Genomic DNA, 26,406 nt, shown 5'->3' with positions numbered 1-26,406 from the left:
CTCCTGGAGGTGATGCCCATGACGCAACTGCACATCGAGGCCCTCGCCTGGGCCCCGCAGGAACGGGGGCGGGCACCGCGCCCGCTGTTGCAAGGCGTGGACCTGCACGTGGGGCAGGGCGAGTTCGTCGGCCTGATCGGTCCCAATGGCAGCGGCAAGACCAGCCTGCTGCGCTGCGCCTACCGCGCCAACCCACCTGACCTAGGCCGGGTGAGCCTTGGCGCGGATGACATCTGGCAGCGCAGCGCGCGTTGGTGCGCACAACGCATCGCGGTGGTGCTGCAGGAGTTCCCCGATGAGTTCGGCTTGAGCGTTGCCGAGGTGGTTGCCATGGGCCGCGCGCCGCACAAGGGCCTGTTCGATGGCGACAGTGCCGAGGATGCCCGGCACGTAGCGCAGGCACTTGCGCAGGTGGGCCTTGCCGAGCAGCGCGAGCGGGCGTTTGCCAGCCTGTCCGGGGGCGAGAAACAGCGCGTGCTGCTGGCCCGGGCCTTGGTGCAGGCACCGCAGTTGCTGATGCTCGATGAGCCGACCAACCACCTGGACCCACGCTACCAGCTGGAGCTGCTCCAGCACCTGCGCAGCCTGGGCCTGAGCATTCTGGCCAGCTTTCACGACCTTAACCTGGCGGCCGCGTTCTGTGATCGGCTGTACGTCATCGACGGCGGGCGCCTTGTCGCCAGCGGCACGCCGCAAGCGGTGCTGACCCCCGGCCTGCTCAGGCAGGTCTTCGGTGTCGAGGCGCTGGTCGACCGCCACCCCCTGCACCCTTACCCACGTATTACCTGGATCACACGACCATGACCCTTCGCTACCTGATCGGCTTGCTGTCGATCCTGACCGCGCTGCCTGCCGCGGCCAGCGACTACCCCTTGAGCGTGCGCAGCTGTGACCGCGACGTGACGTTCAGCCAGGCACCGCAGCGGGTGGTGGTGCACGATGTGAACATGAGCGCAATGCTGCTGCACCTGGGGCTGCGCGAGCGCATCGTCGGCTACACCGGTTTCAGCGCCCGCAAGCATCGCGACCCGTGGCTGGACACGGCACTGCAGGGCGTGCCGCAGCTGGCCAGCCGCTACCCGGCCATCGAAACCTTGCTGGCGGCTGAAGCCGATCTGTTTTTTGCCGGCTGGAACTACGGCATGCAGGTTGGCGGCCCGGTGACCCCCAGCACCCTCGCGCCTTTTGCCATCCCGGTGTACGAGCTGAGCGAGTCGTGCTCGTGGGTCATGGCCCAGCAGCGGGCCAGCCTGGACGATGTCTACCGCGACCTGGGCAACCTGGGGCGGATATTCTCGGTCGAGCCCCAGGCCGACCGCGTGATCGCCAGCATGCGCGCGCGTATCGGTGAAGTGCAGCATCGGGTCGGGCAGGCGCAGTACATGCCACGGGTGTTCCTTTATGACAGTGGCGAAGACCGCCCGACCACCTCGGGAAGGCTTGGCGTGCCCCAGGCCCTGATCGAAGCCGCCGGCGGGCGCAACGTGATGGACGATGTGGCCGCCAGCTGGACCGAGGTGAACTGGGAAAGCGTGGTGGAGCGCGACCCGGAGGTCATTCTGATCGTCGACTACGGCCCCAGCACCTGGCAGCAGAAGCGCGACTTCCTGCTGCGCCAACCTGCGTTGAAAGACGTGCGGGCGATTCGTGATCAGCGCTTCATTGTGCTGACTTACCTGGAGGTGACGCCGTCCGTGGAGAACGCAGTGGCCATCGAAAAACTTGCCGATGCATTGCATCCCCCGTTGTTCCAAGGTGCTGCCCGATGAGGGTCGGGCACAGCACTGCGGCGTACCGGTGGCTGATCGTGCTGCTGAGCGTGGTGTTGCTGCTGTCGTGCCTGATCGCCCTTGCCTTTGGCCCCGCGTCGGTGCCGTTGGCCAAGGTTGCCGGTATTGTCGGCCAGCAACTGGGCATCGACATGCCGGGTGAGTGGAGCCAGAGCCAGGCCCATATCGTCTGGCTGATCCGCGCGCCCCGGGTGTTGCTGGGGGCTTTGGTGGGTGCCGGCCTGGCGCTGGTCGGCAGCGCGCTGCAAGCCGTGACCCGCAACCCCCTGGCAGACCCGCACCTGTTGGGTGTCAGCTCGGGGGCGGCGCTGGGGGCAGTGCTGGTGATGCTCTACCTGGGCGAGTTCATTGGGGTCTTCAGCTTGCCACTGGCGGCGTTCATGGGCGCGGCAGCGAGTATGTTGCTGGTGATTGGCGTGGCCCGGCGCAATGGCCGTATGGACAGCGACCGCCTGCTGTTGGCGGGCGTCGCCGTGTCGTTTGTGCTGATGGCGGTGGTCAACCTGCTGTTGTACACGGGCGATCAGCATGCCGCCGCTTCGGTGGTGTTCTGGATGCTGGGTGGCCTGGGCGCGGCGCGCTGGCATGTCATCTGGCTGCCGGCACTGTGCGTGGTGCTGGGGCTGGTCACACTGCAAGTGCTGGGGCGTGGCTTGAATGCGCTGATGAGTGGTGAGCAGACGGCGCTGAGCCTGGGTTTCAACGGCCGACGCCTGCGCCTGCAGGTGTTCACCTGCACCTCGCTGCTGACCGGCGTACTGGTATCGCTGTCGGGCGCCATCGGCTTCGTCGGCCTGATGGTGCCGCACATGGCGCGGGCGCTGGTGGGTGCGGAAAACCGCCGGCTGATGCCGGTGAGTGCACTGCTGGGGGCGATTTTTCTGATTTGGGTGGATGTGGCTGCACGCACTTTGATCGCCCCGCAAGACCTGCCCATCGGCATTGCCACCGCAGCGCTTGGCGGGTTGTTTTTCATTGCCCTGCTCAAGCGCTGAACGGCTGCGGCAAGCGACCGCTACGGTTGCAGAAAATCGGTGACTGCGGTGGCGAACGCCTGCGGCTGGTCGAGCATGACGAAGTGGAAGCTGTCGTCAATGCGCTTGAAGCTGATGTGTGGGGTGGTGGCGTAGGCGTTGCGGAAAGTCGCCTCGACGTTGGCAGCCGGTATGCCGTAGAGGGGGTCGTAGGCATAGACGACCTCTACCGGCACCTGGATGCGCCCGAGCTCAGGGCGCAGGTCGGTGGTCATCAGTTCATACGTGGCATCCGCCGTGGTCTGCCGGTCCGAGCCTAGCGCCGCCGCAAGCAGTGCAGGCCTGGCCGCTTCGCTTTTTGCCAGGCGGGCTATGGAGGCGCGCTGCATGGCCTCGGTTTGCGCCGGCGGTGACGCCAGCAGCGCATCACGGAACGCCGCTGCATGCGGTGCGGCAGTTTCGCGAGTGGCGGCGGGGTCCATCAGCAGGGTGTAGAAGGGCAGGGCATCGACGATCATCAGGCGTGCGACCTGGTCGGGATGACGCGCACCGAGCATCAGCGCCACCTCGCCACCCAGTGAGTGGCCAATGATCACCGGGGCCTTGAGGTGCTGGGTGCGGATGTAGTCAGCGATGGCCTCGGCCGTTGGGTCGGCCACATTGCCTTGCGGGTTGGAGACGGCCGGTGCTCCAGCAAAGCCTGCGACCTGCACCAGGTGCAGGCGGTAGCTATGCTTTAGCCTGGCGGCCAGGTCTTGCCACACTTCGCGGGAAGACGCCAAGCCCGGGATCAGGATGACATCCGGGCCGGCGCCCTCAACGGTTACCGAGATGCGGTCTTTGCTCAACGTTGCCGACGCCTGCGCTGCGGGCTGGGTGGCTGATGCCGGGGCTGAGATCAAGGTGAAAGCGGTACCGATTGCCGCGAGGAGGGTGCGTGTGCGCATGACATTTTCCTTTTGTCCTTCGTTCGCCGTCCAATACCGCCAAACGGGTTGAAGTGTCGAGGATAACATCCAGCCCTGCGTCTTCGGCGTCGGCTGGCAGAATGACGTGAGGGGTCTGTTCGGTAGCGTACAGACCCCTACCGCCATTGCGCACATCCTTGAACAGTCAGCATCTCAGTTGCAGCAACTGTGGGGTTTACTCAGGGAGTGCGGACATGGCAGATAAATATGTTGGGAAGATCGTCGGGGTGGGTACGGATAACGTGGTCTACGTGATCAACATTTATCAAGACGAGACGATTGAGCGCTCGCCACATGGCATGATTCGGCATGAAGGGCTGAAGCATTTCGAGATGCAGTTTGGTGGGGCGGTGCGCAGGATTTCTGAATCCGAGTATGAAATTGCAAGCACGGGGGTGAGGGTTACTGTGCAGGAGGGTGACAGCTAGGGCGGCTCACATGCTGCCTACGCCTGGCCGTAGTCGTTCTTCCTGCCGTCTGTGGGAGCGGGCTAGCCCCGCGAACACGGGCGTAGCCCGTGCCAGTCAACCCCATTTTCTGGCTCGGCCTCTTCGCGGGGCAAGCCCGCTCCCACAAAATGGACTGCCGATGGTGAGCCGTGTCAGGGTATAGGGTGAGGGCAGCTAGGTGCCTGTCTTGGGTTTGGAGGTGGGGCGGATATCGAGCGCCGCCCGCGCGGCGCATCGCGAGCGAAGCTCGCTCCTACATTTGTTTCGGGCCAGTTATTCCTGAAGCCACCGCGCGCGCCCTTGGCGTTCGACTCAATATCGAGCCGTACAAACAAGTTGGTCGCGCACGCTGGCACAGGCGTGACTGGCCCGAAACAGATGTAGGAGCGAGCTTCGCTCGCGATGCGCCGCGCGGGCGGCGCTCGATATCCGCCCCACCTCCAAACCCAAGACAGGCATCTAGCTGCCCTCACCCTATACCCCGACAAGCACATGGCAGCCCCACTTCCCCAACATTACTAGCCTGTGTTGACCAACAGTTTACGAGCCATAGCTATCAGGCAACGGGCCTCATACCGCATTGACGCCCTCCAACGTCGCAAAGGAAATATCTTTTGCTGTAAGCAGGAAGTCCCTCATGTAGGGCATTTCCAGCATATCGCTGCGAACCGCCGCGAATAGCGTGGCTTGCAGCCCTTTCTCGCCCAGGCGCTTGGCAATGACATAGCCGCGCGAGGTGTATTCATGCACCGCCCAGTTCGGTAGGCAGCAAACCCCGCGGCCGCTGGCCACCAGCTGCATCATCATCACGGTCATTTCGGCGGTGCGTACCTGGGCGGGCTCGAGGTCGGCGGGGTCGAAGAAGCGGGTGAAGATGTCCAGGCGGTTGCGCTCGATCGGGTATGTGATCAGGGTCTGGCTGGCGATGTCGGCGGGTTCCAGGTAGGGCTTTTCGCGCAGGGAGTGGTGCTTGTCGATGGCCAGCATTGCCTCGTAGCCGAACAGCGGCACGTAGGTGATACCTGGCAAGGTCACCGGGTCGGAGGTCACCACCAGGTCGAGGTCCCCCCGTTCCAGGGCCGGCAGTGGCGCGAACGACAACCCTGAGGCCAGGTCCAGTTCAACCTCTGGCCATGCCTCGCGGAAATCGTCCACCGAGGGCATCAACCATTGGTAGCAGCTGTGGCACTCGATGGCGATGTGCAGCCGGTCGGCCGTACCGCCAACCAGTTTGCTCAGCTTGCGCTCCGTCGTGCGAATCAGCGGCAGCACCTGGTCGGCCAATTGCAACAGCTTGAGGCCGGCCGTGGTGAAGCGCACCGGCTTGGACTTGCGCACGAACACGGGCATGCCGAGGCGACTTTCCAGCTCCCGGAACTGGTGCGAGAGCGCCGATTGCGTCAGGTGCAGGTACTCGGCAGCCTCGGGCAGGCTGTCCGTTTCGCGCAGGGCATAAAGGGTGCGTAGGTGTCTCAAGTCGATCATGAGAAGAGGGCAACGCTCAAACCGCGCAATGCGCGGCGAGGTTGCGATATTGTCCTTTGAAATACAGCAAGGGTTGCGTCGCTGCGGCGTCCTGCACGTTCAGCGCTTTCACTTCGCCAATCACGATCACGTGGTCACCGGCTGCGTGTTCGGCGTGAATCTCGCAATCCAGCCAGTGCAGGCTGCCGGCAATGACCGGATTACCCAGCGGCGACGCCTGCCACTTGACCCCATGCCATTTGTCCGCGCCTTTGCGGGCGAACTGGTTGGAAATCCCCACCTGTTCACCTGAAAGGATATTGACCGCGAAGCGGCCCGCCTGGCGAATGCCGGGGTAGCTGGCCGAACTGGCCATCACGCTGAATGACACCAGCGGCGGCCTCATCGACACGCTATAGAACGACTGGCAGGTGAAGCCAATCGGCGCGCCATCGATGAGCGAGGTGATCACCGTGATACCGGACGCGTAGTGCCCGAGCGCTTCGCGAAAGCGCGAGGGCGCGATGGCAGTACTGGGAAGTGACATGGTAGGTCCTGACGTGAGGGGGCCTTTAATGGGCCAGGAGTTCTCTGCGCACGATGTCTGCGCCTGCACTCAGCGCATTCAGCTTGCCCCTGGCGACCTGGCGAGGTAATGGGGCCATGCCACAGTTGGTGCACGGGTAGAGTTTGTCGGCATCTACGAATTGCAGTGCTTTGCGCAGGGTAGCCGCGACTTCCTCGGGGGTTTCAATGGTGTGGTTCGCCACGTCAATGGCGCCTACCATCACTTTTTTACCGCGGATGAGTTCCATCAGGTCCAGCGGGACGTGCGAGTTGTGGCATTCCAGCGAGATGATATCGATGCTGGATTTTTGCAGTTTGGGGAACGCTTCTTCATATTGGCGCCACTCACTGCCCAGGGTCTTTTTCCAGTCGGTGTTGGCTTTGATGCCATAGCCATAGCAAATATGGACGGCCGTTTCACATGTGAGGCCTTCAATGGCCCTTTCCAGCGTGGCCACACCCCAGTCATTGACTTCGTCGAAGAAGACATTGAAGGCGGGTTCATCGAACTGGATGATGTCCACACCGGCAGCCTCTAGCTCAAGGGCTTCCTGGTTGAGAATCTTGGCAAATTCCCACGCCAGTTTTTCGCGGCTTTTGTAATGGTTGTCGTACAGCGTATCAATCATGGTCATGGGGCCTGGCAGCGCCCATTTGATGGGCTGCCGGGTTTGCTGACGCAAAAACTTGGCATCTTCTACAAACACGGGCTTTTGCCGAGCGACAGCCCCCACCACCGTCGGTACGCTTGCGTCGTAGCGATCGCGGATACGCACGGTTTCACGTTTCTCGAAATCAACGCCGCTGAGGTGCTCGATGAAGGTCGTCACAAAGTGTTGGCGCGTTTGCTCGCCATCACTGACGATATCAATGCCGGCGTGTTGCTGCTCTTGCAATGACAGGCGCAGTGCATCCTGTTTGCCTTCGGTCAACGCCTCGTCCTGCAACTTCCAGGGGGACCAAAGTGTCTCGGGTTGTGCGAGCCAAGAGGGTTTAGGCAAACTGCCGGCAGTCGACGTGGGTAACAGATTTTTCATGAAAGAAGACCTTGTATTTGCGTAAGTCAGGAAGCGTAGTTGGCGGACCACTGCTCAAGCATGGCGTGGTAAGGTTTGATGAAGTGCTCTTCGACAAATCGTCCCTGTTCAATAGCCAGCCGGCTACGCTCTTCCCGATCATAAACAATGCGTGTCAGCGAATAATCTTCGTGCTTCAAGCTGGGCTGGTAGGACTTTCCTGCCACCGAATTGGCATTGTAGATTTCGGGGCGGTAGATTTTTTGGAAGGTATCCATGGTGCTGATGGTGCTGATCAGCTCAAGGTTGCTGTAGTCACTGAGCAAATCGCCGGAGAAATAGAAAGCCAACGGCGCAGCGCTGTTCGCAGGCATGAAGTAACGCACTTTCAATCCCATCTTCCCGAAATATTCATCGGTCAAGGAATATTCATCTTGCTGGTATTCAAAGCCCAGCACCGGGTGCTGGTTTTCAGTGCGATGGTAAGTCTTGCTGCTCGACACGCTCAGGCAGATGACCGGGGGCTTGGCAAAGTGCTGTTTGTAGGTGGCGGAGTTCACGAAGCGCTTGAACAGCTTGCCATGCAGCTCGCCAAAATGCTCAGGTGTGCTGAACGCTGGCTGGTTTTTGTTGTGCCCCAGTAGCAGTACGCTGAAGTCGTAATCGCGCACGTAGGACGAAAAATTGTTCCCCACCATGCCGGCGATGCGCTCGCCGGTTTTTCGGTCGACGATGTGGGTTTTCAGTATTTCAATCAAGGGCAGGGGGTGATCGCTGCGTTCAGCATCGATCGTCATCGCGACGGAAATTATCTCAAGCTCGACGCTGTAACGGTCGCCTTTTGGGTTGTCCCAATGCGCCAGGGCGTTGAAGCGGTTGTCGATCATCCCCAGGGTGTTGCGCAAGTTTTCCTGGCGGCTCGCGCCCCTCGCCAGGTTGGCGAAGTTGGTCGTGAGGCGTGTGTTTTCGGCGGGGTGATAATGTTCGTCGAAACGAATGGTCTTGATGGAAAAGTTGAAATCTGTGGTCGTCATGGTCGGCTGTCCCACTCGAATATTTATAGGCTCTCTAGTTGAGACGTATTCTAGGTTGCGGCCTGATCGAGGGGTACTGAATTGATTTCACAGGGGCTTTAGCCATCTTCATGATGGCGGTGGCGATGACCGTGACATCCTTGTACGGTAAAAATTCTGACCACTCACCATTCGTCCAATTCAGTCAGGCGCTGGAGGGCCATGCGGTATCTGCAATATTGCGAAACGGAACCCCGAATAGTCCCAGCGATACTCTGTTCGTATAACCCATTGCATTCCGCCTCGGCGTATTGCTCCCAGAGTGCCTGAGACTGTTGAAGCATTTCTGGAACCCGCTCTGAGTCATTGGGCGCTTTGGGCTTGAGATTATCCAATGTGCGGCCGCTATGTGCTTGTCGGGAGATAGGGTGATGGCGGCTAGGCGCCTGTCTTGGGTTTGGAGGTGGGGCGGAGATCGAGCGCCGCCCGCGCGGCGCATCGCGAGCAAGCTCGCTCCTACATCCGTTTCGGGCCAATTATTCCTGAGGCATTGGCGCGCGGCCCCTTGGCGTCCGCCTCAATAATGTGTCGGACAAACAAGGCGGTCGCGTGCGTTGGCACAGGCGTGACTGGCCCGAAACGAATGTAGGAGCGAGCTTGCTCGCGATGCGCCGCGCGGGCGGCGCTCGATCTGATAGGCGCTGAAAATGCCAAGCCAGGCAACACATCGCATAGGCCCTTAATGCCGAGTACGCGGCTCTGCTGGCATCTGCACCTGAATCAACGCCGACTCAAGCAGCACACGCAGCGCCTCCAGCTCATGCATGGTTGTCATCATCAGGATCGACACGGGTGATTTGGGCTGCAGCAGAATCGCCTGATGGGCACACGGTCTGTGCGCACAGCGCGTAGTCCACAGCCTGGATGAGGGTGTCTTCGAGAGAGTGGTGGTTGTGGGGTGGATCGGGAACGATCTTGAGCATGACTACGTCCTTTTAGAGATGCGGTCACCTGCCTGCTGTCAAACAGAAGGGTGGCAGCTGTACGTGGGTTGACAGACCGGCGGACATAGCAAGTTCCGGCGCACGCAAGCGTGCCCGCACGTACAGCCGCCATAAGGACGAGCTGTGCCATGTACCGTCGCAGCCTGTCAAAGCCGATCGCTGTTTGCAGCGACAGGCCGAGACTAGAGCGGTGCCTGAGCGGCCGCAACGGATAAAAGGCGGCAGGAGTATGTTTGGGAAAAGGCCTACAAGGAAGGGGTTATATCTGATTATTCATCACTGAAAAGCAAACCCCCGATCAATACTTCCAGGTCACCGACGCCGTCACGTTGCGCGGCGCGCCATAGCTGGCAGTGGTGGCGTTGTCGTACAGCGACAGCAGGTATTTGCGGTCGGTGACGTTGTTCAGGTTCAGCGAAGTGCTCCAGTTGCTGTCGATGTCGTAGCTGGTCATCAGGTCAACCAACCCGTAAGCGTTCTGGTGGATGGCGCTGTTGCTGTCGTTTTCCACTGCGGTTTGCCAGCTTGCACGGGCACCCACTTTCATCTGCGGCAGGCCCGGCAGGCGGTAGGTGGCCATGGCGCGCACGCTGTGCGTCGGCACGTATTTGCGTGCCCGTTCGCCGTTGTCATCGTCGATGCGCACATAGGTGTAGCCGCCGAGCAGGTCCAGGCCAGGCACCACTTCGCCGGAGGCCTGCAACTCGACGCCGTGGCTCTTGAAGTCGCCCGGTGTGTAGACTTCCTGAACCCCGTCGAACCCTGCATCCACGGCCACATTGCGTTGCTCGGTCTTGAACACCGCAGCCGTCACGTGCAGGCGCTCGTCCATCACGCTGCCCTTGACGCCGAGCTCCATGCTTTTGCCTTCCAGCGGGTCGAGCAGGGTGCCATCGGTGCCAACCACGTTGTATTGCGGGTTGTAGATCTTGGTCCAGCTGCCGTAGACACTCCAGGCGTCATTCAGGTCGTAGACCAGGCCGGTGTAAGGCGTCACTTTGCCGTGGGCGCGGGTGGAGTGCTCGGTGCCGTAGCTTTCACCCTTGCCGTCGGCGCTGAGCATGCGCGCACCGACGATCCAGTGCAGGTCATCGGCCAAGCTGAAACGCGCCCCGGCAAATACGCTCTTCTGCGTGTCTTCGAAGTTTTGCGACAGGCCTTCGCTGGTGACGCCGAACGATGGCATGGGCGTAGTGCCCGCCAGAATGCCCGCGAACGAGGTATTGAAGGCGCTGCCGTCTTCCAGGTTTTCGTCGTACTCGTGACCTTTCTGATGGGTGCGCCCATACGCAGCGCCGAAGGTCAGCTGATGCTCGCGCCCGAACAGGCTGAACGGCCCCTGCACCTTGGCCTCGCCCAGCAGTTGGTGAGCTTCGCTGCTGGTGTGGTTGGCATACGCCAGGGCGTCGTCACCGCTGACCGAGCCGACGTACAGCATGTTGGTGTTCTGCTTTTCCTGCACACCGGTGGCGGTGAGCGTGGCGTTCCAGTCATTGCCAAAGTCATGCTTGAGTTCGACGAACGTGCGCTGGGTGTGCAGGTTCCAGTAGGTCCACGGTTGGCCGATGCTGTTACTGCGGCCGCTGTAGTGGATGGCATTGCCCGCGCTGTCGACCAGCGGCAGGTTGCCCCAGGTGCTGCCGTTGGAGTCGCTGTTGTGCTGGGAAAAACCCACCGTCACGGTGTCGGTGTCGGACACGTCGAATGCCAGCAGGCCTGCGGCAACGTTGCGCTCGTGGCTGTAGCGGTCCATCCATGAGTTGCCCTTGTCATGGGAGTAGATGAAACGGCCACGCACATTGCCGGCATCAGTAAGTGGGCCGGCAACGTCGACGTCCACGCGACGGCTGTCCCAAGAGCCGACACTGGTGTCGATCTGTGCCTGGAAGGTGTCGGTCGGGCGTTTGCGCACGAAGTTGACCGTGGCGGACGGGTTGCCCGCGCCACTCATCAAACCATTGGCGCCGTGCAGCACGTCGATCTGCTCGTACTCGGCCAGGTCCTGGTCGCCTACCAGCACCGTGCTTACGAAGGGCATGCCCATGCCGTCGTATTCGAACGTATTGATGTCAAAGCCGCGCGAGGTGAACTCGGTACGGTCGCTTTCGGTTTGCTCCACGGTCACCGACGGCGCTGCACGCAGCGCGTCCTTGATACCGGTGATCTTGAAATCGTCCAGCTCCTGCCGGGTGATGGTCGTCACTGCCTGTGGCGTTTGCTTGTCGGTCAGGCCCAGTTTGGTGGTGCTGGTCGATGGCTTGCCTTCATAGCCCTGGCTTGGGCCGTCGCCGCTGTCCCGGGTGCTTTCGATCTGGGTGGCAGGCAGTGTGAGGTCGTCGGCCGCATGAACAATGGGCATGGCGCTGCACGCGCCGGCCAGCAGGAGACTGGCGGGGAGGTGGCGTTTCAAGGGGAAGTCCTGGGGCGTAGATGCTAACGGGAAGTGTTTCTAACTGTTAATGAGAAACTAACCCATTTGCCAAGCAGGTTCCGTTAACTTTTATTCATACACCTTCATGTGGCGAAATGGCCACAGCGGCAAGGTGGACGAACGCCGGAGCGGGTGAGTACCCGCTCGGGGATTGATGCCGGTTTTTTACTACGGCCTGTCAGCAGGGCTGAACGGCCAATCGGTTAGTGACGCTACGCCCCAGCACCAGCACGGTGACAAAGCCGCAGCCCACCAGGGCCGTGGCCAGGCTCAATAGCACCGAGCTGCCCAACTGGTCGACGATCTGCCCGCCAAAGAACGAGCCCAGCGCAATAATCACCTGGAACATCGCCACGAACAGGGGCATGCCGCGTTCGACATCCTTTGGTGCGACCACAAACATCCAGATACTGGCACACGCCGGGAAGGCGCCGAAGGCGAAGCCCCACAGTGCGATCAACATTGCAGCGCCGGTCATGCCCGTGGCGAAGTGGGGGAACAGGGCGGTGCTGACGCCAATCATCACGGCCACCAGCATCAGGGTGTGGCGCACGCTGCGGTTGGCGGCGAAGCCGGCGAAGATGTTGCCGATTACCCCGGCCACGCCATACAGCAACAGCAGCGAGCCAATCGTCGGCCCATCGAAGCCGGCGTTCTGTTTGAAGAAGGGTGCCACATAGGTGTACGCGGCAAAGTGCGCCAGGCCAATCAGCAATACCGCAATCAACCCAACCCGCGCTTGTGGGTTGATGAACAGGGCCGGCAGGTCACTGATGCGGATGGCCTTGTCCGGGTTGAGCCGCGGTAGCAGCAGGACCTGCGCCAGCAGCACCGGCACGCCCACCAGCGCGGTAACCAGGAAGGTCATGCGCCAGCCCATCAGGCCACTCAGCCAGGTGCCCACGGGCACGCCCAGCACGGTGGCCAGGGTTACCCCGACCATGATGATAGAGGTGGCCTGGGCAACGCCCACGCCTTTGGGTGCCAGGCGGCCGCTGAGGGCAATGGCCGTGGCCCAGAAGCCGCCGATGCTCACGCCCAGCAGGACGCGGCCGAACAGCAGCAGGCTGAAGTCACTGGCGTAGGCCACCACCGCGTTGGCGATGATCATGATCAGCGTCAGGCCGATCAGCAGGTAACGGCGGTCCATGGCGCCAATGCCGACCGACAGCAAAGGGGCGGCGAGGGCGGCCATGATGCCGGGCAGGGTCACCATCAGGCCGGCCTGGCCTGCGCTGATGCCGAGGTCGCTGGCAACGTCGTTGAGCACGCCCACCGGCAGAAACTCACTGGTGACCAGGGCGAAGGCACCCACGGCGACCGAAAGAATCGCCAGCCACTGCTGTTTGACGCTTTGTTGGTTATGTTCGGGAAGGCCGCTAGGGGCCTGGCTGTCGCTTGGCATGATGCTGGGTTCCAAGGGGGATGTCGCCTGCAGCAGGCGAGGAGAGGGCGAAAATTGAAGGCGATTATACGAGTGGGTGGGCGCCACCACACAGGCGCGCCGCTCGATAGTAATCATCAGTACGATCGATAAGACGCCCAATGCAGAGCGTCTGCTACAGCGCGGCGGCTTTCAGTAGGTGGCTCGATAGGAATGGGTGTTCCGTACCGAATGTCCATCTGTCTCGCAACGCCACAGCTGTATGAAGGGCTGGGTGGTTGAGGGCGGTCCAACCCAATGGCTCATGGCGTGACACACCTGCTCAAGGCATAGCTGATAGTCGCCAGCTTCGGGGGTGCGTCCTAGTTTCAAAGGTTGCAGGGGCGGCAATGTGCGCTTGAAATGCCAACTGCCCAGCTCCAATCGAGCATCATCGGGTATCTCCATGCCTGCACCATTACCTCGAATCCTGGCGCCTTCCAACACCAGGCCTTCGCGGGTGAGGCGATAGTCTTCCTCCCAGCGTATCTTCTCGATGCTGTGATTCCATGCCAGGGTGAAATGGGACACCGGCAGTTGCGCCCAGACCCCGCCATCCAGCCCCAGGCACAAGCCGATCATGCGTTCGCCGTCCCTGCGTGCCTGGACCTCCAGACATGCTGCAGCAATACCAGAATCCCAAGCGCGAAACCGATCTCGTCGGTCAGCGGCAGCGCCACGATCAACAAGGCCCCCGCACCCAAACTCAACAAGCGCTCCCAGATGGCCATTTTCTGTTGCAGGTAACCGGTGGACGCTACTCCCCAGAGGCCGACTGCCAGAAGGGTCTTGATCAACATGTAGGCCGTCATCCACAGATTATCGCCCTGCAGCATCAGCGCCGGGTTATAGACCGCCATGAATGGGATGACGAAACCTGCCAGGGCAATGCGTACCGCCCACAGGCTGATCTTGAATCCGCTTTCTTTGGCGATGGGGGCTGCGGCGAAACAGGCGAGGGCGACCGGTGGGGTCAGATCGGCGAGGATCCCGAAATAGAACACGAACATGTGCGACACAATTAGCGGCACGCCCAGTTCCAGCAGCGCAGGGGCTGCGATCGAGCTGGTGATGATGTAGTTGGGGATGGTTGGGATACCCATGCCTAGCACCAAGCAGGTGATCATCGTCAATATCAGTGACAGCAGCAGGTTCTCCCGGCCGATCGCCAATATGTAACCGGCAAAGGTTGAAGCAACGCCTGTGAGCGAGACGATGCCGATGATCACCCCCACCAGTGCGCAGGCGATCCCCACCGGAACCGCATGCCGTGCACCTTCGACCAACGCGTGCAGGCAAATGGTCAGGGTTTCCCGGCCGCCCTTGATAAACCAGCAAAACACCATCAGCACGGCAACGACCGCAAAAATCACACCGATACCGAGTTGAAAAAAGCCTGTGCAGAGAATACCCAGCGCAATCCAGAATGCACAGCGCAAGCCGAAGCTCTGCACCCTGAGAATGATCGCCGAGCCGAGGATGACAATGGCGGTCAAGGCTAACCCGACCATGCCGGAGAACAGCGGGGTACGCCCGGAAAACAGCAGGTAAACCAGCACTACTAGAGGAATCAGCAGGTACCAGCTTTCCTTTACCGCGCCGAAAGCGCTGGGGCATTGGTCTTTGGGCAAGCCTTTGAGGTTGGAACGCTTGGCCTCCAGATGGACCATCCAGAACACCGAGCCGAAATACAGCATGGCGGGTATCAACGCCGCTTTGGCAATTTCCACGAACGGCACATTGATGGTTTCGGCCATGATGAAGGCAACCGCGCCCATGACTGGCGGCATTATCTGGCTGCCCATGCTGGAGGTAGCTTCCACGCCGCCGGCAAATGCGGCCCGATAACCAAAGCGCTTCATCAGCGGGATGGTGAATTGCCCCGTGGTCACCACGTTGGCAATGCCTGAGCCAGTGATGGTCCCCATCAACGCGGATGAAGCGACGGCGACCTTGGCCGGTCCTCCCAGCTTGTGACCGAACAAGCCCATGGCGAAGTCGGTAAACAGCTTGATCATGCCTGCTTGCTCCAGGAAGGCGCCGAACAGGATGAACAAGAAGATATAGGTAGCCGAAACGTAGGTGGGTGTCCCATAGAGCCCTTCAGTGCCGAAGGACAGTTGATTGATGACCTGGTCGAAACCATAGCCTCGGTGGGCCAGTTCGCCGGGCAAGTATTCACCGAACAAGCCGTAGGCCAGGAACAAGCCACAGATGATTGGCAGTGCAATGCCCATCACCCGTCGAGCGGCTTCAAAGATCAGCGCGATCAGCAGCACGCCGATCACCATGTCAGCTGGCGTCAGGTCGCCGGAGCGCTGGATCAGGTCTGCCTCGAACACCCATTGATACAGGGCGGTGACGATGCCAGCCAGGCTGAGCAGCCAAGCCAGCGGTTGCCAGGGGCGGGCCTTGCCATGGGCTGGATAGCTGAGGAATACCACCCAGAGCAGGAAACCGACGTGTACCGCACGCAGCACCTGGCTTGAAATGGGGGAGAAGGCTGCGGTGACGATCTGGAAAATCGAAAACAGCAACGCTACATAAAACAAGGTTCTTGGCCAGTCCCGCGGGTTTGCGGAAATACCCTGATGCTCGTCACTCATTGATTGCCTGCCTCATGGCCACACTGGAAAGAATCGATGGCGCAGTGGCAATACAACCCACTGCGCCTCGTGCAGCTACAGCGCGCCCTTTTCCTTGTAGTAGCGTTCGGCGCCTGGGTGCAGTGCAATTGGCAGATTCTTGGCTGCGCTTTCCAGTTTGATGTCCTTGGCTGCCGAATGTGAGTTACCCAGCCGTGGCAGGTTTTCGAACAAGAGCTTGGTCATCTCGTAGACGACTTCATCGGACATGTCTGCGCGGGTCACCAGTATGTTGGTGATGGCAACCGTCGGCACCGCCTCGGTTTGCCCGTCATACGTGTTGGCCGGAATCATTTCGCTCTGATAGGCCGGGTTGCCAATCTTCGTGACCACCTCAGGCGGGATGGCGACGTAGTTGAGGGGCATGACAGAGGCCAGGTCGCGAATCGCAGCCATGCCCAACCCGGACGATTGCAGGGTCGCGTCCAGTTGCCTGTTCTTGATCAGTTCGACGGATTCAGCAAACGGCAGGTATTGCACTTTACCCATGTCCTGATAGGTAAGCCCCGCAGCCTTGAAGATCGCACGGGCGTTCAGCTCAGTACCGGACTTGGGTGCCCCGACCGAGATCGTCTTGCCTTTGAGATCGGCCAGCGTCTTGATCCCTGATTCCTTGCTGGCAACAATTTGAATGTAGTTGGGGTAGGCCCCGCCAAGGGCGCGCAATTTGGTCAGCGGTGTCTTGAAGCCTGCGTCCTCCACACCGTTTTTGGCATCGGCAACCGAATCGCCCAGCGCCAGCGCTAGCTCGCCTCGACCAGCCTGCAGCAGGTTCAGGTTCTCCACCGAGGCCTTGGTGGCTTGGACCGAGGTCTTGGAGCCGGCAATGCCATCGCTGTAGATCTGCGACAAGCCGACACCGATCGGGTAGTAAACTCCGCTGGTCCCACCGGTGAGAATGTTGATGAACACGGGTGCGGCCTGAGCTGAAGTGCTGACTGCCAATGTGGCAGCGACCAGTAGGGCGAAGCGTGTCTTTACTCGCATGGGGAACCTCTCCGTGTTGTTATGTCTTTATCCAGAGTGATTGCACTGTAGTTGATCGGAGCGCCAAAGGGGGCGGGCAGTCGACTTCAACTCATACCCAGCCAGGCCGGCAGGACCAGCGAAATCCAAGGTACATAGGTAACCAGCACCAGGAACAGCACAAGAATCATCAGCCAAGGCATCGCCGCTTTGATGGTCGCGGGCAATGACATCCCGGTCACTGCCGAGGTGACGAACAGGTTCAGGCCCACCGGCGGTGTGATCAGGCCGATTTCCAGGTTGACGACCATGATGATGCCGAGGTGAATCGGGTCGATGCCCAGTTTCATGGCAATGGGGAAGAGAATCGGCGCCAAGATCAGGATAATCGCCGACGGCTCCATGAACGCACCGGCAATCAGCAGCACGATGTTGACCACCAGCAGAAAGGTCACGGGCGTCAGGCCCGCGTCGATCACCCAGGCGGTTATCTGTTGTGGCAGCTGTTCGGTGGTCAGTACATGGGCGAAAAGCATGGCGTTGGCGATGATGAACATCAGCATGATGCTCAGCTTGGCGGATTCCAGCAGGACTGTGGGCGTTTCACGAAACGTCAGGTCCTTGTAGACGAACAAGGCAATGAACGCCGAGTAAACCGCCGCAACAGCTGCCGCCTCGGTTGGGGTGAACATCCCGGAATAGATGCCGCCCAGGATGATCACCATCAGCAACAAGCCCCAGATTGCCTGGCGCGCCGTCCCCAGCAGCTCGCGCAATGTCGCGCGCGGCAGGGCGGGCAGGTTTTTCTTAACGGCGACGATATAGATCGCCACCATCAGCGCTGTTCCCAAAAGCAGGCCAGGCACCACACCGGCCATGAACAGCTTGCCGACGGAGGTCTCCGTGGCCGCGGCGTAGACCACCATCACGATCGAGGGCGGAATGAGGATGCCCAACGTACCGGCGTTGCAGATAATGCCTGCACCAAAGGCCTGCGGATAACCGGAGCGGACCATACCGGCAATGGCGATTGACCCCACGGCAGCCACGGTCGCCGGACTGGATCCGGAAAGGGCAGCGAATAACATGCAGGCCAGTACTGCGGCGATGGCCAGGCCGCCGCGAATGTGCCCGACACAAGCATTGGCGAAGTCGATCAAGCGGCGGGCAACACCACCGGTGGTCATGAAGGCACCGGCCAGCAGAAAGAACGGAATGGCCAGCAGCGTGTAATGTTCCGAGGTTTCGAACAGCTTGATCGCCAGCGAACGCACCGAGTCTGGGCTGAAGAAAATGATGGTCATGGAGCCGGCCAGGCCGAGGGAGATCGCGATGGGAACGCCGATGAACATCAGCACGAACAGGGCTACGAACAAGAACGCAATGGTCATGGCTTGTCATCCTCGTGCTCGGCGAGCTTCAGCGCGTCAGCGGCTTCGTCGGCCAGGCCCAGGCCGGTCTGGTAGTTGCGCAAGATGCGCACAAGGATTTCGGCGAAACGGATGAAAACCAAGGCAAACCCCAAGGGGACGATCAGCCCGATATGCCACTGCATGATGCCGAAGTGGCCAAGGTCCTCGGCGCCGATGCTGGCGATCATCAACGTCTGAATCCATTCGAAGCTGGCGACACTGAGCAATCCTGCATAGGCCAGGCAGCACAAGCAGGCCACGATACCGATGAACTTTTGCACCGGCCGGCGGGTGAGTTTGACGAGTGCATCCACTCCAATATGCCCGCCCGTGCGCACGCCATAGGCAAGCCCGAAAAAGATCAGCCAGCCAAACAGCGCCTTGGTCAGCGCGGTGCTCCAGGTCATCGCCTGAGCCATTTCCATGATTTCGTCGCCGATGACAAACAACGGGGTGCTTGCGCTCGGCCAGCGATCGGCAAGCCAATAGAACAGGCTGTAGAAATTGTTGAGGATCACGTAAATGAACGTGACCAATGTCATGGCGGCCAGCAGGAAGACGATAAAGCCTTCCTCGAAGTGTTCCCAGATTCGCCGAAGCGCTTTCATCGATGGTATCTCACGTCGAGTGGCGACTGGCAGACGCCGCCCCGGCAGCCTCTGCCTTTGCGATCATTGAGCGTTGTTGGCAGTTTCGGCTGCCTGGATCAGTTCGGGCCCGATATCGCCCTCGAACTTTTTCCAGACCGGTTTCATCGCGTCTCGCCATTGCTCACGTTGCGCTGGGGTCAGGACGATGATTTCAGTGGTTTTCGCCGCGAGGATGCGTTGCTTGTCACTGTCGTTGAGTTGCTCTGCTTCCTTGTTGACTTGAGCCGTGACTTCTACAACGATCTTGTCCAGCTCGCTGCGTACGTCCGCTGGTAACCCGTTCCAGAATCGGGTGTTGGTGATCAGCATGTAGTCGAGCACACCGTGGTTGGATTCAGTGATGTACTTCTGCACTTCATGCATTTTCTGGCTGTAGATATTCGAGTAGGGATTTTCCGCACCATTGACCACACCGGTCTGCAACCCTTGATAAACCTCGGCAAAACTCATTTTGCGCGGGTTGGCGCGAACAGCCTTGAACTGCTCTTCGAGTACGGCGGACGCCTGCACCCGGAACTTCAGACCACGGGCATCGGCGGGCACCCGCAATGGCTTGTTGGCCGACAGTTGCTTCATCCCGTTGTGCCAGTAGGCCAGGCCGGTAATATTCTTGCTTTCCATCGACTTCAGCAGCCCCTGGCCCTGGGGACTCAATTGAAAGCGGTTGACGGCAGCGATGTCATTGAACAGGAAGGGCAGGTCGAAAAGTTGCAGGGACTTGGTGTACTGTTCGAACTTGGCCAGGGAAGGCGCAATCATCTGTACGTCACCTAGCAACAGGGCTTCCATCTCCTTGCCGTCGCCAAACAACGAGGAGTTCGGATAGACCTCGACCTTGACCTTGCCGGGCAAGCGATCCTCTACCAGTTTCTTGAACATCAGGGCGCCTTGCCCCTTGGGCGTCTGGTCCGCGACCACGTGCGAGAACTTGATGATGACCGGATCTGCCGCATGGGCAAGGCTCAGGGTGCCTAGCGCAAACGCGCAGGTGAAGACGATGGATAGAGATTTGAACATCAGGAGCATCCTCTCGTTTTTATTTTTCCCAGGGTTCTACGCCGCGCGCGCTTTGGCGTAACAGAACAACAGTCAGTCTAGGCAGAAAACCGCAAATTGCAGGGTAATGACCAACGCCTGAGGGGTATCCGGAGTTCGCAACGCCTAGGATGATTCTGTAAACTTCGCCTGGGTGCTAGCCGCATAGGGCGGTGAGGCAGGTTAAAAGTTACGCCGGTCGGGCCGCCGCGCGCGAGTGACCTTGCCTATGCGAACAGTAGAATTGCCCCGTGCTCAGCAACTGGCCCAGCGAGCGTTTGCCAACCTGGAGCGCTTCCTCCATATCGAAGCGGTCAGTGGCGTCGTGCTGCTGATTAGCGCCATAGCCGCGTTAATCTGGGCCAACTCCCCAGCCGCTGCCAGCTACGAAGCCTTGTGGCACACCGCGGTGTCATTCGGCATTGGCTCGCACGTCGTCTCGCAGTCCCTGCATTTTTGGATCAACGATGGTTTGATGACCATTTTCTTCCTGGTTGTAGGCATGGAAATCCGCCGCGAGATCCATGAAGGGGCGTTGTCCAGCCTGCGCCAGGCGAGCTTGCCGATGGCTGCAGCATTGGGTGGCGTTGCAGTCCCTGCGCTGCTCTACCTGGCATTCAACCATCAAGCACCGCAACACAACGGCTGGGCAGTGCCCACCGCCACTGACATTGCGTTTGCGGTGGGCGTGTTGGCACTGCTGGGCAAGTCGATACCATCGAACATCCGTGTGTTCCTGTTGGCCCTTGCGATCATCGACGACATCATAGCTGTCTTGATCATCGCGTTCTTTTACTCGGGCGGGTTGGATTACTCAGGTTTCGCAGTGGCTGGAGTAGGGCTGGCAATGGTCATCGGCCTGCAAAAAATAGGGGTCGGGTCAGCCTATGCCTATATTCTTCCAGGCGCGGTGACCTGGGGCGGGATACTGATGACGGGGGCTCACCCGACGCTGGCCGGTGTGATTCTCGGCATGATGACCCCCGTCGCCGCTATGCCAATGCGCGAGCGCCCACTGGATGCGATCGGACGCTTTACCGGGGAGCTGATTGGCAGCGCAAAGGCACCAGAGCAGGGCATCAACGAATTAATCGATCCACTCAAACGACTGCGTTTGGCTCAGCGCGAGCTTTTGCCGCCGGTAGTGCGGATACAAAATGCGCTGCACCCTTGGGTGGCGTACGCGATCATGCCGCTGTTTGCGCTGGCCAATGCGGGGGTCAACCTGCAGGGCATCGACTTGTCCAGCGATACGCCACATTGGGTGATGCTGGGTATCGGTATTGCATTAGTGGCGGGTAAACCACTCGGGGTGTTGAGCGTGAGCTGGCTGATGGTCCGTCTGGGGTGGTGCACATTGCCAGCGGGTGTCACTTGGACCGGCGTCACCCTGATCGGCTTGCTGGCCGGCATCGGCTTCACCATGTCGATCTTCATCGCCACATTGGCGTTTGCCGATGCCAGTCTGCTCGGCGCAGCAAAGGTAGGCGTGCTTTGCGGATCGGTAATTTCCGCCGTGCTGGGTATCGCCTGGGGAATCCTGAGCGTACGCCGAAATCATTCAGCCTGCGCGAAGACGCTCTGACGTTGCACGCGCCCACAGATCTGCTGTGACGCTGGACCTGCAGTGCAACAGGAGATGACAGATCGCTGTCATCTCCTCATGTATGTTCACCTGCTGTGCGTCATCGCCTTGAAAAGCACAGCAGGTGCGTGATTGAACTCAGTCCGGAGTCTGCTCCGCTGTGGCATCGGCGGCAGGGGCCGGGGCACTTGTTTTTGACTTCACACGATCCCGTCGGCCCTGGCTGCGTTGTCGCGAAGCTTGTTGCTTCGCGTGCAGCGCCTGTGCGGCGGTCACAATGCCGGATGCTTGCCCATTCAAGTCCAAGCGCGGTGCATTCTCCACCATGCTTGCCCAGTATCGAGCTCCCCGACACCAGGTCGAGATACCCAGTTTAAGCTGCTCGCGGGTTAACCCGAGCAGCTCCAGGTGTTGCTCGGCATCCTTGAAAATACCCTCCTTGAGCGGCACCTTCGGGGCCGGGTTGACAGGAAAGGCCAGTGGAAAATGCTTCTGTAATGGCCAGATCGCCGCCACCGCAGGATCCTGGGCACGAGGCTTCGCCTGCGGGGAAGGCTTGCGCTTGGGGTGTTTCGCGCTATCGGCCTTGACCTGTTGTTTTTCCGACCTTAGGCGGTCACGTAGCTCAGCTAGTTGTTCAAAACCCATCGTTCAGTTCACTGCTTCGAAGTTGATTGCGTGGCACAAGGATATTCCATATAGCGCTTGGGAGCAGCTCAAACAGGATGAATCGCCGCACTTTCTGTGAACCCGCCCTTACTGCCTCGGCGATTTCTCACCTGTCAGGGACGTTGTACCGTTGGCGGTCCAGCTCACGCTCAAGCGCTTCCCCCTGTGCCGCGCAAACAGTTCTTGCGGCGGTTTTACGTTCAGCTTCGGGTAGACATGCCGGCGGCGCACCGGTCGTACCTCGTTGGCGAAAGGCAGCAACCGGCCAGAAGCAGTCATTTCAATGCGCTACAACAACAGGCGCGATTCAGTGTCAACGCGCCCAGGCAGCAAGACTATTAGCCTGCTCATCTGCCTTGCTCTTGAAAAACTCCCTGAGGTGTTCAATGAAAAAGGACACTTTCGCAGATAAATTTAGACGCTCCAAGTAAACGGCATAGATGTCCGCCGGAGGCGTTTCATAGTCCGCTAACACCTCTTCAAGCCTGCCGGATCGTAAATGATCAGCTAGGTTCCACTCTGCACGCATCAGTATCCCATGCCCCTCCAAGGCCCAATTCAAAGCGACCTCACCGTCATTGGTACTCAAGCCACCATGAACCTTTATGGACTCAATTTGCCTACCCCGACTCAATCGCCAAGTGCCAAATGCCGCATCGTTTTGCCGCAACACTATGCAGTTATGCCTCATGAGATCACGTGGAGACTCCGGTCTGCCGAAGGTGTCGAGATAGCCCGGTGTGGCACAGAGACGTCGGCGGTTGGTGGCAATCTTTCGAGCAATCAGTCTGGAGTCCGGTAGCTCACCGAACCGAATAGCCACATCGATCGCGTCATCAGGAAGGTGGATTGGACGGTCGCTCACGTGCAGCTGGACTTGCACCTCAGGGTAACGCTTAGCGAAGGATGAGATGGCCGGCCCCACATGGGTACGCCCAAAACCAAGAGGCGCATTCACACGCAGCAAACCCTTCGGTTCAGCGCGGCTGCTTGATACCTGGCGCTCCATCTCCTCAATCTCCTCGAGTATCCGCTTGGCATTAACCAGATAGGTCTCACCTTCTGCCGTGAGGCTGATGCGGCGTGTCGTCCGATTAAGCAAGCGCACCCCAAGGCGCTTTTCCAATTGCGCAAGACGCTTCGTCACTGCAGGCGGAGTGAGGTTCAGCTCGCGAGCGGTGGCCGCCAGGCTGCCCGCCCCGACCAGTTGACTGAAGAAAGCAAGCTCAGACACTGGGTTCATAGTTAACTCCAGGTAAACAATGAGTTTAATTTCATTGTATTACAGCATTCTGAAAAAACCATTACCTTAGGCCTGCGGTGATTAACCACAAAGAATCTGGGCTATTAGCTGCGAGCCTGTGAGGAGGATTGCCTCCCGCAACGTAGCCCAGTCGCCACATACATCCGACTCACAACAATAATTCGGAGACGGCAATGGCCAAGCGATTGGTAGGTAAGTTGTACGTGCAGGTTCTGATCGGGGTTTCGATCGGCATCCTGCTAGGCGTGTTCTGGCCGCAGGTCGGCGTGGACATGAAGCCGCTGGGTGATGCGTTTATCAAGCTGATCAAGATGGTGTTCGCGCCCATCATATTCGCGACGGTGGTGCTGGGCATCGCCAAAATGGAAAACATGAAAGAGTTGGGCCGGGTAGGTGCGCGCGCCCTGATCTACTTCGAGGTACTGTCAACTTTCGCTCTCGTTCTGGGCCTGATTGTCGTCAACCTGGTGCAACCGGGACAGGGGATGAACATCGATCCTGCGACCCTGGACACCCAAGCGATTTCCACTTACACCTCGGCCGCAGCCACCGGCACGGGTGGTTTCACCGACTTCCTACTCCATCTGATCCCGGGCAGCGTAGTCGACGCATTCGCCAAGAATGAGATCCTGCAGATCCTGCTTTTCTCTTCTTTGCTGGGCATTGCCCTGGCCAATCTCGGCGAACGCGGCAAGCCGGTCGTCGACGTGCTGGAGGCCTTCTCCCACGGCATGTTCTACATCGTTGGCTTGGTCATGCGCGTCGCGCCGTTGGCAGCCTGTGGCGCAATGGCGTTCACCGTAGGCAAGTACGGCTTGGGCTCAATCGCGTCGCTGGGCAAACTGATGGCGACCATGTACCTGACTTGCTTCCTGTTCGTGGTGATCATCCTGGGCAGCATCGCGCGGATGTCGGGCTTCAGCTTGTGGAAGTTCCTCAAGTACCTGCGCGAAGAACTGTTCACCGTGCTTGGCACCAGTTCATCTGAGTCGGTGGTGCCTCAAATGATGAACAAGCTGGAAAGGGTTGGGGTGTCTAAGCCAGTCGTCGGCCTGGTTATCCCATCCGGCCTCACCTTCAATCCTGACGGCCAGTGCATCTATTACACCATGGCCGCGATCTTCATCGCCCAGGCCACCAACACCCCGCTGTCCCTGATGGATCAACTGATCGTACTCGGCGTACTGCTGCTCACCTCGAAGGGGTCGGCAGGTGTAACTGGCTCAGGCTTCATCACGCTCGCCGCGACCTTGGCAACCATGGACAACATTCCGGTAGCCGGCATGGTGCTGCTGCTCGGCGTCGATCGTTTCATGTCTGAGGCTCGCGCCATCACCAACACCATCGGCAACGCGGTCGGAACGATGGCCATCGCGAAGTGGGTTGGTGCACTTGATAGCGACCGGATGAACCAGGTTCTTGATGGCAAGGCCTGCGCAGAACCAGAGAAAGAAGCGTTACAGGGGGCGGCTTCAGAAACTGCCGTCAGCCCTGAAAAAAAACACCTTGTGATGCACTGAGGAAATAACCGTGGATACCCTAGATAAAGAAACAGCCGTCTCATCGCTGACCGACACGTTGGCCAAGTTCACTGCCTACATTGGCAAACGCCTGCCCAAAGACGTCAAGGAAAAAACGGCCAAGCTGCGTGCAGCGGAAACCAATCCACTGGCCATTGCAGTGTACGATTCGATGGCCGACAACCAGGAATACGCCGACAAGCTCAACCGCCCCAGCTGCCAAGACACCGGCGTGATCCAGTATTTCATCTCGGCCGGCGCGCGTTTCCCGCTGCTCGGTGAAATGGAAGGCATCCTCGAAAATGCTACTAAGGAAGCCACCATTCACGGGCCCCTGCGCCATAACGCAGTGGAAACCTTCATCGAGAAGAATACTGGCACCAACACCGGCTCAAAGATCCCTTGGCTGGACTGGGAAATCATCCCCGATGCCGACTACGCCATCGTCGACGTGTACATGGCCGGTGGCGGTTGCACATTGCCGGGTTCGGCCAAGGTACTGATGCCAGGCCAAGGTTATGAAGGGGTGACTGAGTTTGTCTTCGATGTAATCACCTCCCGTGGTGTAAACGCCTGTCCACCTTTGCTGGTAGGTGTGGGGGTCTCCACCTCGGTGGAAACCGCAGCACGCCTGTCGAAGAAGGCCATTCTGCGCGAAGTGGACTCCAGCCACCCGAACGAAAGCGCGGCGATGATGGAGAAGCTGTTGGAAGAAGGCCTCAACGAAATCGGCATTGGCCCCCAGGGCCTCACCGGCAATAGCAGCGTGATGGGCGTGAACATCGAGTCTTCGGCCCGTCACCCCTCGACCATTGGCGTGGCAGTGTCCACCGGTTGCTGGGCGCACCGCCGCGGCAAGATCCGCATCAACGCCGACCTGAGCTATGACATCCTCTCCCATGAAGGGGTAGTACTGTGAAAAAGATCATCAATACCCCAATCAGCGATGAAGATCTGGCCAACCTCAACGTCGGCGACGTGGTTTACCTTACCGGCCAACTGGTGACCTGCCGTGACGTTGCCCACCGCCGGCTCATCGAACTGGGCCGCGAGCTACCGGTCGATCTGCGTGGCGGCGCTATTTTCCACGCCGGCCCTATCGTCAAGAAGAAAGAGGATGGCAGCTTCGAGATGGTGTCCATCGGCCCGACCACCAGCATGCGCATGGAAAAATTCGAGAAACAGTTCATCGAGCAGACCGGTGTCAAGCTGATCGTAGGCAAGGGCGGCATGGGGCCAGAGACCACCACCGGGTGCCTGGAGAACAAAGCTGTACATGCAGTGTTCCCCGGTGGTTGCGCAGTCCTGGCCGCCACCCAGGTCGAGGAAATCGAGCGTGCTGAATGGCAGGATTTGGGCATGCCGGAAACGCTGTGGGTCAACCGAGTGCGTGAGTTCGGGCCTCTGATCATTTCCATCGACACCAAGGGCAACAACCTGTTCGAGCAGAACAAGGCGCGCTTCAACGAACGCAAAGGTGCGGTCATCGAAAAGATCAATAGCCAAGTTCGTTTCATCAAGTGACGCGCATGGGGCAGTTTAGCGAACACACCTAAACTGC

24 protein-coding genes and 1 pseudogene are annotated in these 26,406 nt (G+C 59.6%); 8 read left to right on the top strand and 17 right to left on the bottom strand.

Features of this window, described 5'->3' with window-relative positions:
• Positions 1-18: 18 nt before the first annotated feature.
• From DJ563_RS09715 to DJ563_RS09705, 3 genes are read left to right on the top strand one after another with little or no spacing between them, the layout of a single operon-like run.
• Positions 19-804 (top strand): ABC transporter ATP-binding protein, encoded by a 786-nt coding sequence (locus DJ563_RS09715; protein ID WP_274099096.1) that lies wholly within the window; start codon positions 19-21, stop codon positions 802-804.
• Positions 801-1,769 carry an ABC transporter substrate-binding protein gene (locus DJ563_RS09710; RefSeq protein ID WP_434519383.1) on the top strand — a complete coding sequence of 323 codons (969 nt, stop codon included), beginning with the start codon at positions 801-803 and terminating at the stop codon, positions 1,767-1,769. The genes DJ563_RS09715 and DJ563_RS09710 overlap by 4 nt, the downstream gene beginning before the upstream one ends.
• On the top strand, positions 1,766-2,785 hold the full coding sequence (locus tag DJ563_RS09705; RefSeq protein WP_434519382.1) for a FecCD family ABC transporter permease: 1,020 nt from the start codon (positions 1,766-1,768) through the stop codon (positions 2,783-2,785). Before DJ563_RS09710 ends, DJ563_RS09705 begins: the two co-directional genes overlap by 4 nt.
• 20 nt (positions 2,786-2,805) lie before the next feature.
• On the opposite strand, the gene DJ563_RS09700 is transcribed toward DJ563_RS09705, so the two are convergent.
• Positions 2,806-3,711, bottom strand: coding sequence for an alpha/beta fold hydrolase (locus tag DJ563_RS09700; protein ID WP_434519381.1), 906 nt, complete (start codon positions 3,709-3,711; stop codon positions 2,806-2,808).
• A gap of 215 nt (positions 3,712-3,926) precedes the next feature.
• Here DJ563_RS09700 and DJ563_RS09695 point away from each other — a divergent pair, with 215 nt between their 5' ends.
• Complete coding sequence (locus DJ563_RS09695) at positions 3,927-4,160, top strand: hypothetical protein (RefSeq protein WP_434519380.1); 234 nt, start codon at positions 3,927-3,929, stop codon at positions 4,158-4,160.
• 591 nt (positions 4,161-4,751) lie between these two features.
• On the opposite strand, the gene DJ563_RS09690 is transcribed toward DJ563_RS09695, so the two are convergent.
• The 14 genes and pseudogenes from DJ563_RS09690 to DJ563_RS09625 all read right to left on the bottom strand — a co-directional run bounded on the left by DJ563_RS09690 (position 4,752) and on the right by DJ563_RS09625 (position 19,789).
• The gene (locus tag DJ563_RS09690; protein ID WP_434519379.1) at positions 4,752-5,666 is read right to left on the bottom strand and encodes a LysR substrate-binding domain-containing protein; all 915 of its coding nucleotides are present in this window, start codon (positions 5,664-5,666) and stop codon (positions 4,752-4,754) included.
• A gap of 16 nt (positions 5,667-5,682) precedes the next feature.
• The gene (locus DJ563_RS09685; protein ID WP_434519378.1) at positions 5,683-6,192 is read right to left on the bottom strand and encodes a flavin reductase family protein; all 510 of its coding nucleotides are present in this window, start codon (positions 6,190-6,192) and stop codon (positions 5,683-5,685) included.
• Between the two features lie 25 nt (positions 6,193-6,217).
• Positions 6,218-7,249, bottom strand: a complete 1,032-nt coding sequence (locus tag DJ563_RS09680) for a methionine synthase (RefSeq protein WP_434519377.1) — start codon at positions 7,247-7,249, stop codon at positions 6,218-6,220.
• Between the two features lie 26 nt (positions 7,250-7,275).
• Positions 7,276-8,262 (bottom strand): DUF1852 domain-containing protein, encoded by a 987-nt coding sequence (locus DJ563_RS09675; RefSeq protein WP_434519376.1) that lies wholly within the window; start codon positions 8,260-8,262, stop codon positions 7,276-7,278.
• A gap of 164 nt (positions 8,263-8,426) precedes the next feature.
• Positions 8,427-8,636: a lysozyme inhibitor LprI family protein gene (locus tag DJ563_RS09670; RefSeq protein WP_434519375.1), complete on the bottom strand. Its 210-nt coding sequence runs from the start codon at positions 8,634-8,636 to the stop codon at positions 8,427-8,429.
• Positions 8,637-8,980: 344 nt separating this feature from the next.
• Positions 8,981-9,224, bottom strand: a pseudogene (locus DJ563_RS09665) (hypothetical protein).
• Between the two features lie 319 nt (positions 9,225-9,543).
• On the bottom strand, positions 9,544-11,604 hold the full coding sequence (locus DJ563_RS09660) for a TonB-dependent siderophore receptor (protein WP_434519713.1): 2,061 nt from the start codon (positions 11,602-11,604) through the stop codon (positions 9,544-9,546).
• A 250-nt stretch (positions 11,605-11,854) separates the two neighbouring features.
• Positions 11,855-13,081, bottom strand: a complete 1,227-nt coding sequence (locus tag DJ563_RS09655; protein ID WP_033700140.1) for an MFS transporter — start codon at positions 13,079-13,081, stop codon at positions 11,855-11,857.
• Between the two features lie 171 nt (positions 13,082-13,252).
• A complete protein-coding gene (locus DJ563_RS09650) occupies positions 13,253-13,681 on the bottom strand; it encodes a DUF1850 domain-containing protein (RefSeq protein WP_274098864.1) in 429 nt (142 codons plus the stop codon).
• The gene (locus tag DJ563_RS09645; RefSeq protein ID WP_434519374.1) at positions 13,678-15,705 is read right to left on the bottom strand and encodes a TRAP transporter permease; all 2,028 of its coding nucleotides are present in this window, start codon (positions 15,703-15,705) and stop codon (positions 13,678-13,680) included. Before DJ563_RS09645 ends, DJ563_RS09650 begins: the two co-directional genes overlap by 4 nt.
• 75 nt (positions 15,706-15,780) lie before the next feature.
• Complete coding sequence (locus DJ563_RS09640; protein ID WP_434519373.1) at positions 15,781-16,731, bottom strand: TAXI family TRAP transporter solute-binding subunit; 951 nt, start codon at positions 16,729-16,731, stop codon at positions 15,781-15,783.
• Positions 16,732-16,817: 86 nt separating this feature from the next.
• Positions 16,818-18,101, bottom strand: a complete 1,284-nt coding sequence (gene dctM, locus DJ563_RS09635; protein ID WP_434519372.1) for a C4-dicarboxylate TRAP transporter large permease protein DctM — start codon at positions 18,099-18,101, stop codon at positions 16,818-16,820.
• Positions 18,098-18,730 carry a TRAP transporter small permease gene (locus DJ563_RS09630; RefSeq protein ID WP_274098860.1) on the bottom strand — a complete coding sequence of 211 codons (633 nt, stop codon included), beginning with the start codon at positions 18,728-18,730 and terminating at the stop codon, positions 18,098-18,100. Before DJ563_RS09630 ends, dctM begins: the two co-directional genes overlap by 4 nt.
• 63 nt (positions 18,731-18,793) lie before the next feature.
• Positions 18,794-19,789 carry a TRAP transporter substrate-binding protein gene (locus DJ563_RS09625; RefSeq protein WP_274098859.1) on the bottom strand — a complete coding sequence of 332 codons (996 nt, stop codon included), beginning with the start codon at positions 19,787-19,789 and terminating at the stop codon, positions 18,794-18,796.
• Between the two features lie 247 nt (positions 19,790-20,036).
• Between DJ563_RS09625 and nhaA the strand changes: the two genes are divergently transcribed.
• Positions 20,037-21,392, top strand: coding sequence for a Na+/H+ antiporter NhaA (gene nhaA, locus DJ563_RS09620; protein WP_434519371.1), 1,356 nt, complete (start codon positions 20,037-20,039; stop codon positions 21,390-21,392).
• 138 nt (positions 21,393-21,530) lie between these two features.
• Here nhaA and DJ563_RS09615 read toward each other — a convergent pair whose 3' ends face one another.
• Entirely contained in the window at positions 21,531-22,040 is a 510-nt protein-coding gene (locus DJ563_RS09615) for a ProQ/FinO family protein (RefSeq protein WP_274098857.1), read from the bottom strand.
• Positions 22,041-22,374: 334 nt separating this feature from the next.
• Entirely contained in the window at positions 22,375-23,304 is a 930-nt protein-coding gene (locus DJ563_RS09610; RefSeq protein WP_434519370.1) for a LysR substrate-binding domain-containing protein, read from the bottom strand.
• Between the two features lie 194 nt (positions 23,305-23,498).
• Here DJ563_RS09610 and DJ563_RS09605 point away from each other — a divergent pair, with 194 nt between their 5' ends.
• From DJ563_RS09605 to ttdB, 3 genes are read left to right on the top strand one after another with little or no spacing between them, the layout of a single operon-like run.
• A complete protein-coding gene (locus DJ563_RS09605) occupies positions 23,499-24,845 on the top strand; it encodes a dicarboxylate/amino acid:cation symporter (RefSeq protein WP_274098855.1) in 1,347 nt (448 codons plus the stop codon).
• 10 nt (positions 24,846-24,855) lie between these two features.
• Complete coding sequence (gene ttdA, locus DJ563_RS09600; RefSeq protein WP_274098854.1) at positions 24,856-25,764, top strand: L(+)-tartrate dehydratase subunit alpha; 909 nt, start codon at positions 24,856-24,858, stop codon at positions 25,762-25,764.
• Complete coding sequence (ttdB, locus tag DJ563_RS09595; RefSeq protein ID WP_028945996.1) at positions 25,761-26,369, top strand: L(+)-tartrate dehydratase subunit beta; 609 nt, start codon at positions 25,761-25,763, stop codon at positions 26,367-26,369. Before ttdA ends, ttdB begins: the two co-directional genes overlap by 4 nt.
• Positions 26,370-26,406 lie beyond the last annotated feature (37 nt).

It is taken from the genome of Pseudomonas sp. NFX1, assembly GCF_051123555.1.
Lineage (GTDB): Bacteria > Pseudomonadota > Gammaproteobacteria > Pseudomonadales > Pseudomonadaceae > Aquipseudomonas > Aquipseudomonas capeferrum.
Note: the sequence above shows the minus strand (reverse complement) of the source record. Positions and strands in the feature narration are given on the sequence as shown.

Coding starts and splice junctions, on each gene's coding strand:
- DJ563_RS09715 (WP_274099096.1), top strand. CDS start 19: ATGACGCAACTGCACATCGAGGCCCTCGCCTGGGCCCCGCAGGAACGG.
- DJ563_RS09710 (WP_434519383.1), top strand. CDS start 801: ATGACCCTTCGCTACCTGATCGGCTTGCTGTCGATCCTGACCGCGCTG.
- DJ563_RS09705 (WP_434519382.1), top strand. CDS start 1,766: ATGAGGGTCGGGCACAGCACTGCGGCGTACCGGTGGCTGATCGTGCTG.
- DJ563_RS09700 (WP_434519381.1), bottom strand. CDS start 3,711: ATGCGCACACGCACCCTCCTCGCGGCAATCGGTACCGCTTTCACCTTG.
- DJ563_RS09695 (WP_434519380.1), top strand. CDS start 3,927: ATGGCAGATAAATATGTTGGGAAGATCGTCGGGGTGGGTACGGATAAC.
- DJ563_RS09690 (WP_434519379.1), bottom strand. CDS start 5,666: ATGATCGACTTGAGACACCTACGCACCCTTTATGCCCTGCGCGAAACG.
- DJ563_RS09685 (WP_434519378.1), bottom strand. CDS start 6,192: ATGTCACTTCCCAGTACTGCCATCGCGCCCTCGCGCTTTCGCGAAGCG.
- DJ563_RS09680 (WP_434519377.1), bottom strand. CDS start 7,249: ATGAAAAATCTGTTACCCACGTCGACTGCCGGCAGTTTGCCTAAACCC.
- DJ563_RS09675 (WP_434519376.1), bottom strand. CDS start 8,262: ATGACGACCACAGATTTCAACTTTTCCATCAAGACCATTCGTTTCGAC.
- DJ563_RS09660 (WP_434519713.1), bottom strand. CDS start 11,604: ATGCCCATTGTTCATGCGGCCGACGACCTCACACTGCCTGCCACCCAG.
- DJ563_RS09655 (WP_033700140.1), bottom strand. CDS start 13,081: ATGCCAAGCGACAGCCAGGCCCCTAGCGGCCTTCCCGAACATAACCAA.
- DJ563_RS09650 (WP_274098864.1), bottom strand. CDS start 13,681: ATGATCGGCTTGTGCCTGGGGCTGGATGGCGGGGTCTGGGCGCAACTG.
- DJ563_RS09645 (WP_434519374.1), bottom strand. CDS start 15,705: ATGAGTGACGAGCATCAGGGTATTTCCGCAAACCCGCGGGACTGGCCA.
- DJ563_RS09640 (WP_434519373.1), bottom strand. CDS start 16,731: ATGCGAGTAAAGACACGCTTCGCCCTACTGGTCGCTGCCACATTGGCA.
- dctM (WP_434519372.1), bottom strand. CDS start 18,101: ATGACCATTGCGTTCTTGTTCGTAGCCCTGTTCGTGCTGATGTTCATC.
- DJ563_RS09630 (WP_274098860.1), bottom strand. CDS start 18,730: ATGAAAGCGCTTCGGCGAATCTGGGAACACTTCGAGGAAGGCTTTATC.
- DJ563_RS09625 (WP_274098859.1), bottom strand. CDS start 19,789: ATGTTCAAATCTCTATCCATCGTCTTCACCTGCGCGTTTGCGCTAGGC.
- nhaA (WP_434519371.1), top strand. CDS start 20,037: ATGCGAACAGTAGAATTGCCCCGTGCTCAGCAACTGGCCCAGCGAGCG.
- DJ563_RS09615 (WP_274098857.1), bottom strand. CDS start 22,040: ATGGGTTTTGAACAACTAGCTGAGCTACGTGACCGCCTAAGGTCGGAA.
- DJ563_RS09610 (WP_434519370.1), bottom strand. CDS start 23,304: ATGAACCCAGTGTCTGAGCTTGCTTTCTTCAGTCAACTGGTCGGGGCG.
- DJ563_RS09605 (WP_274098855.1), top strand. CDS start 23,499: ATGGCCAAGCGATTGGTAGGTAAGTTGTACGTGCAGGTTCTGATCGGG.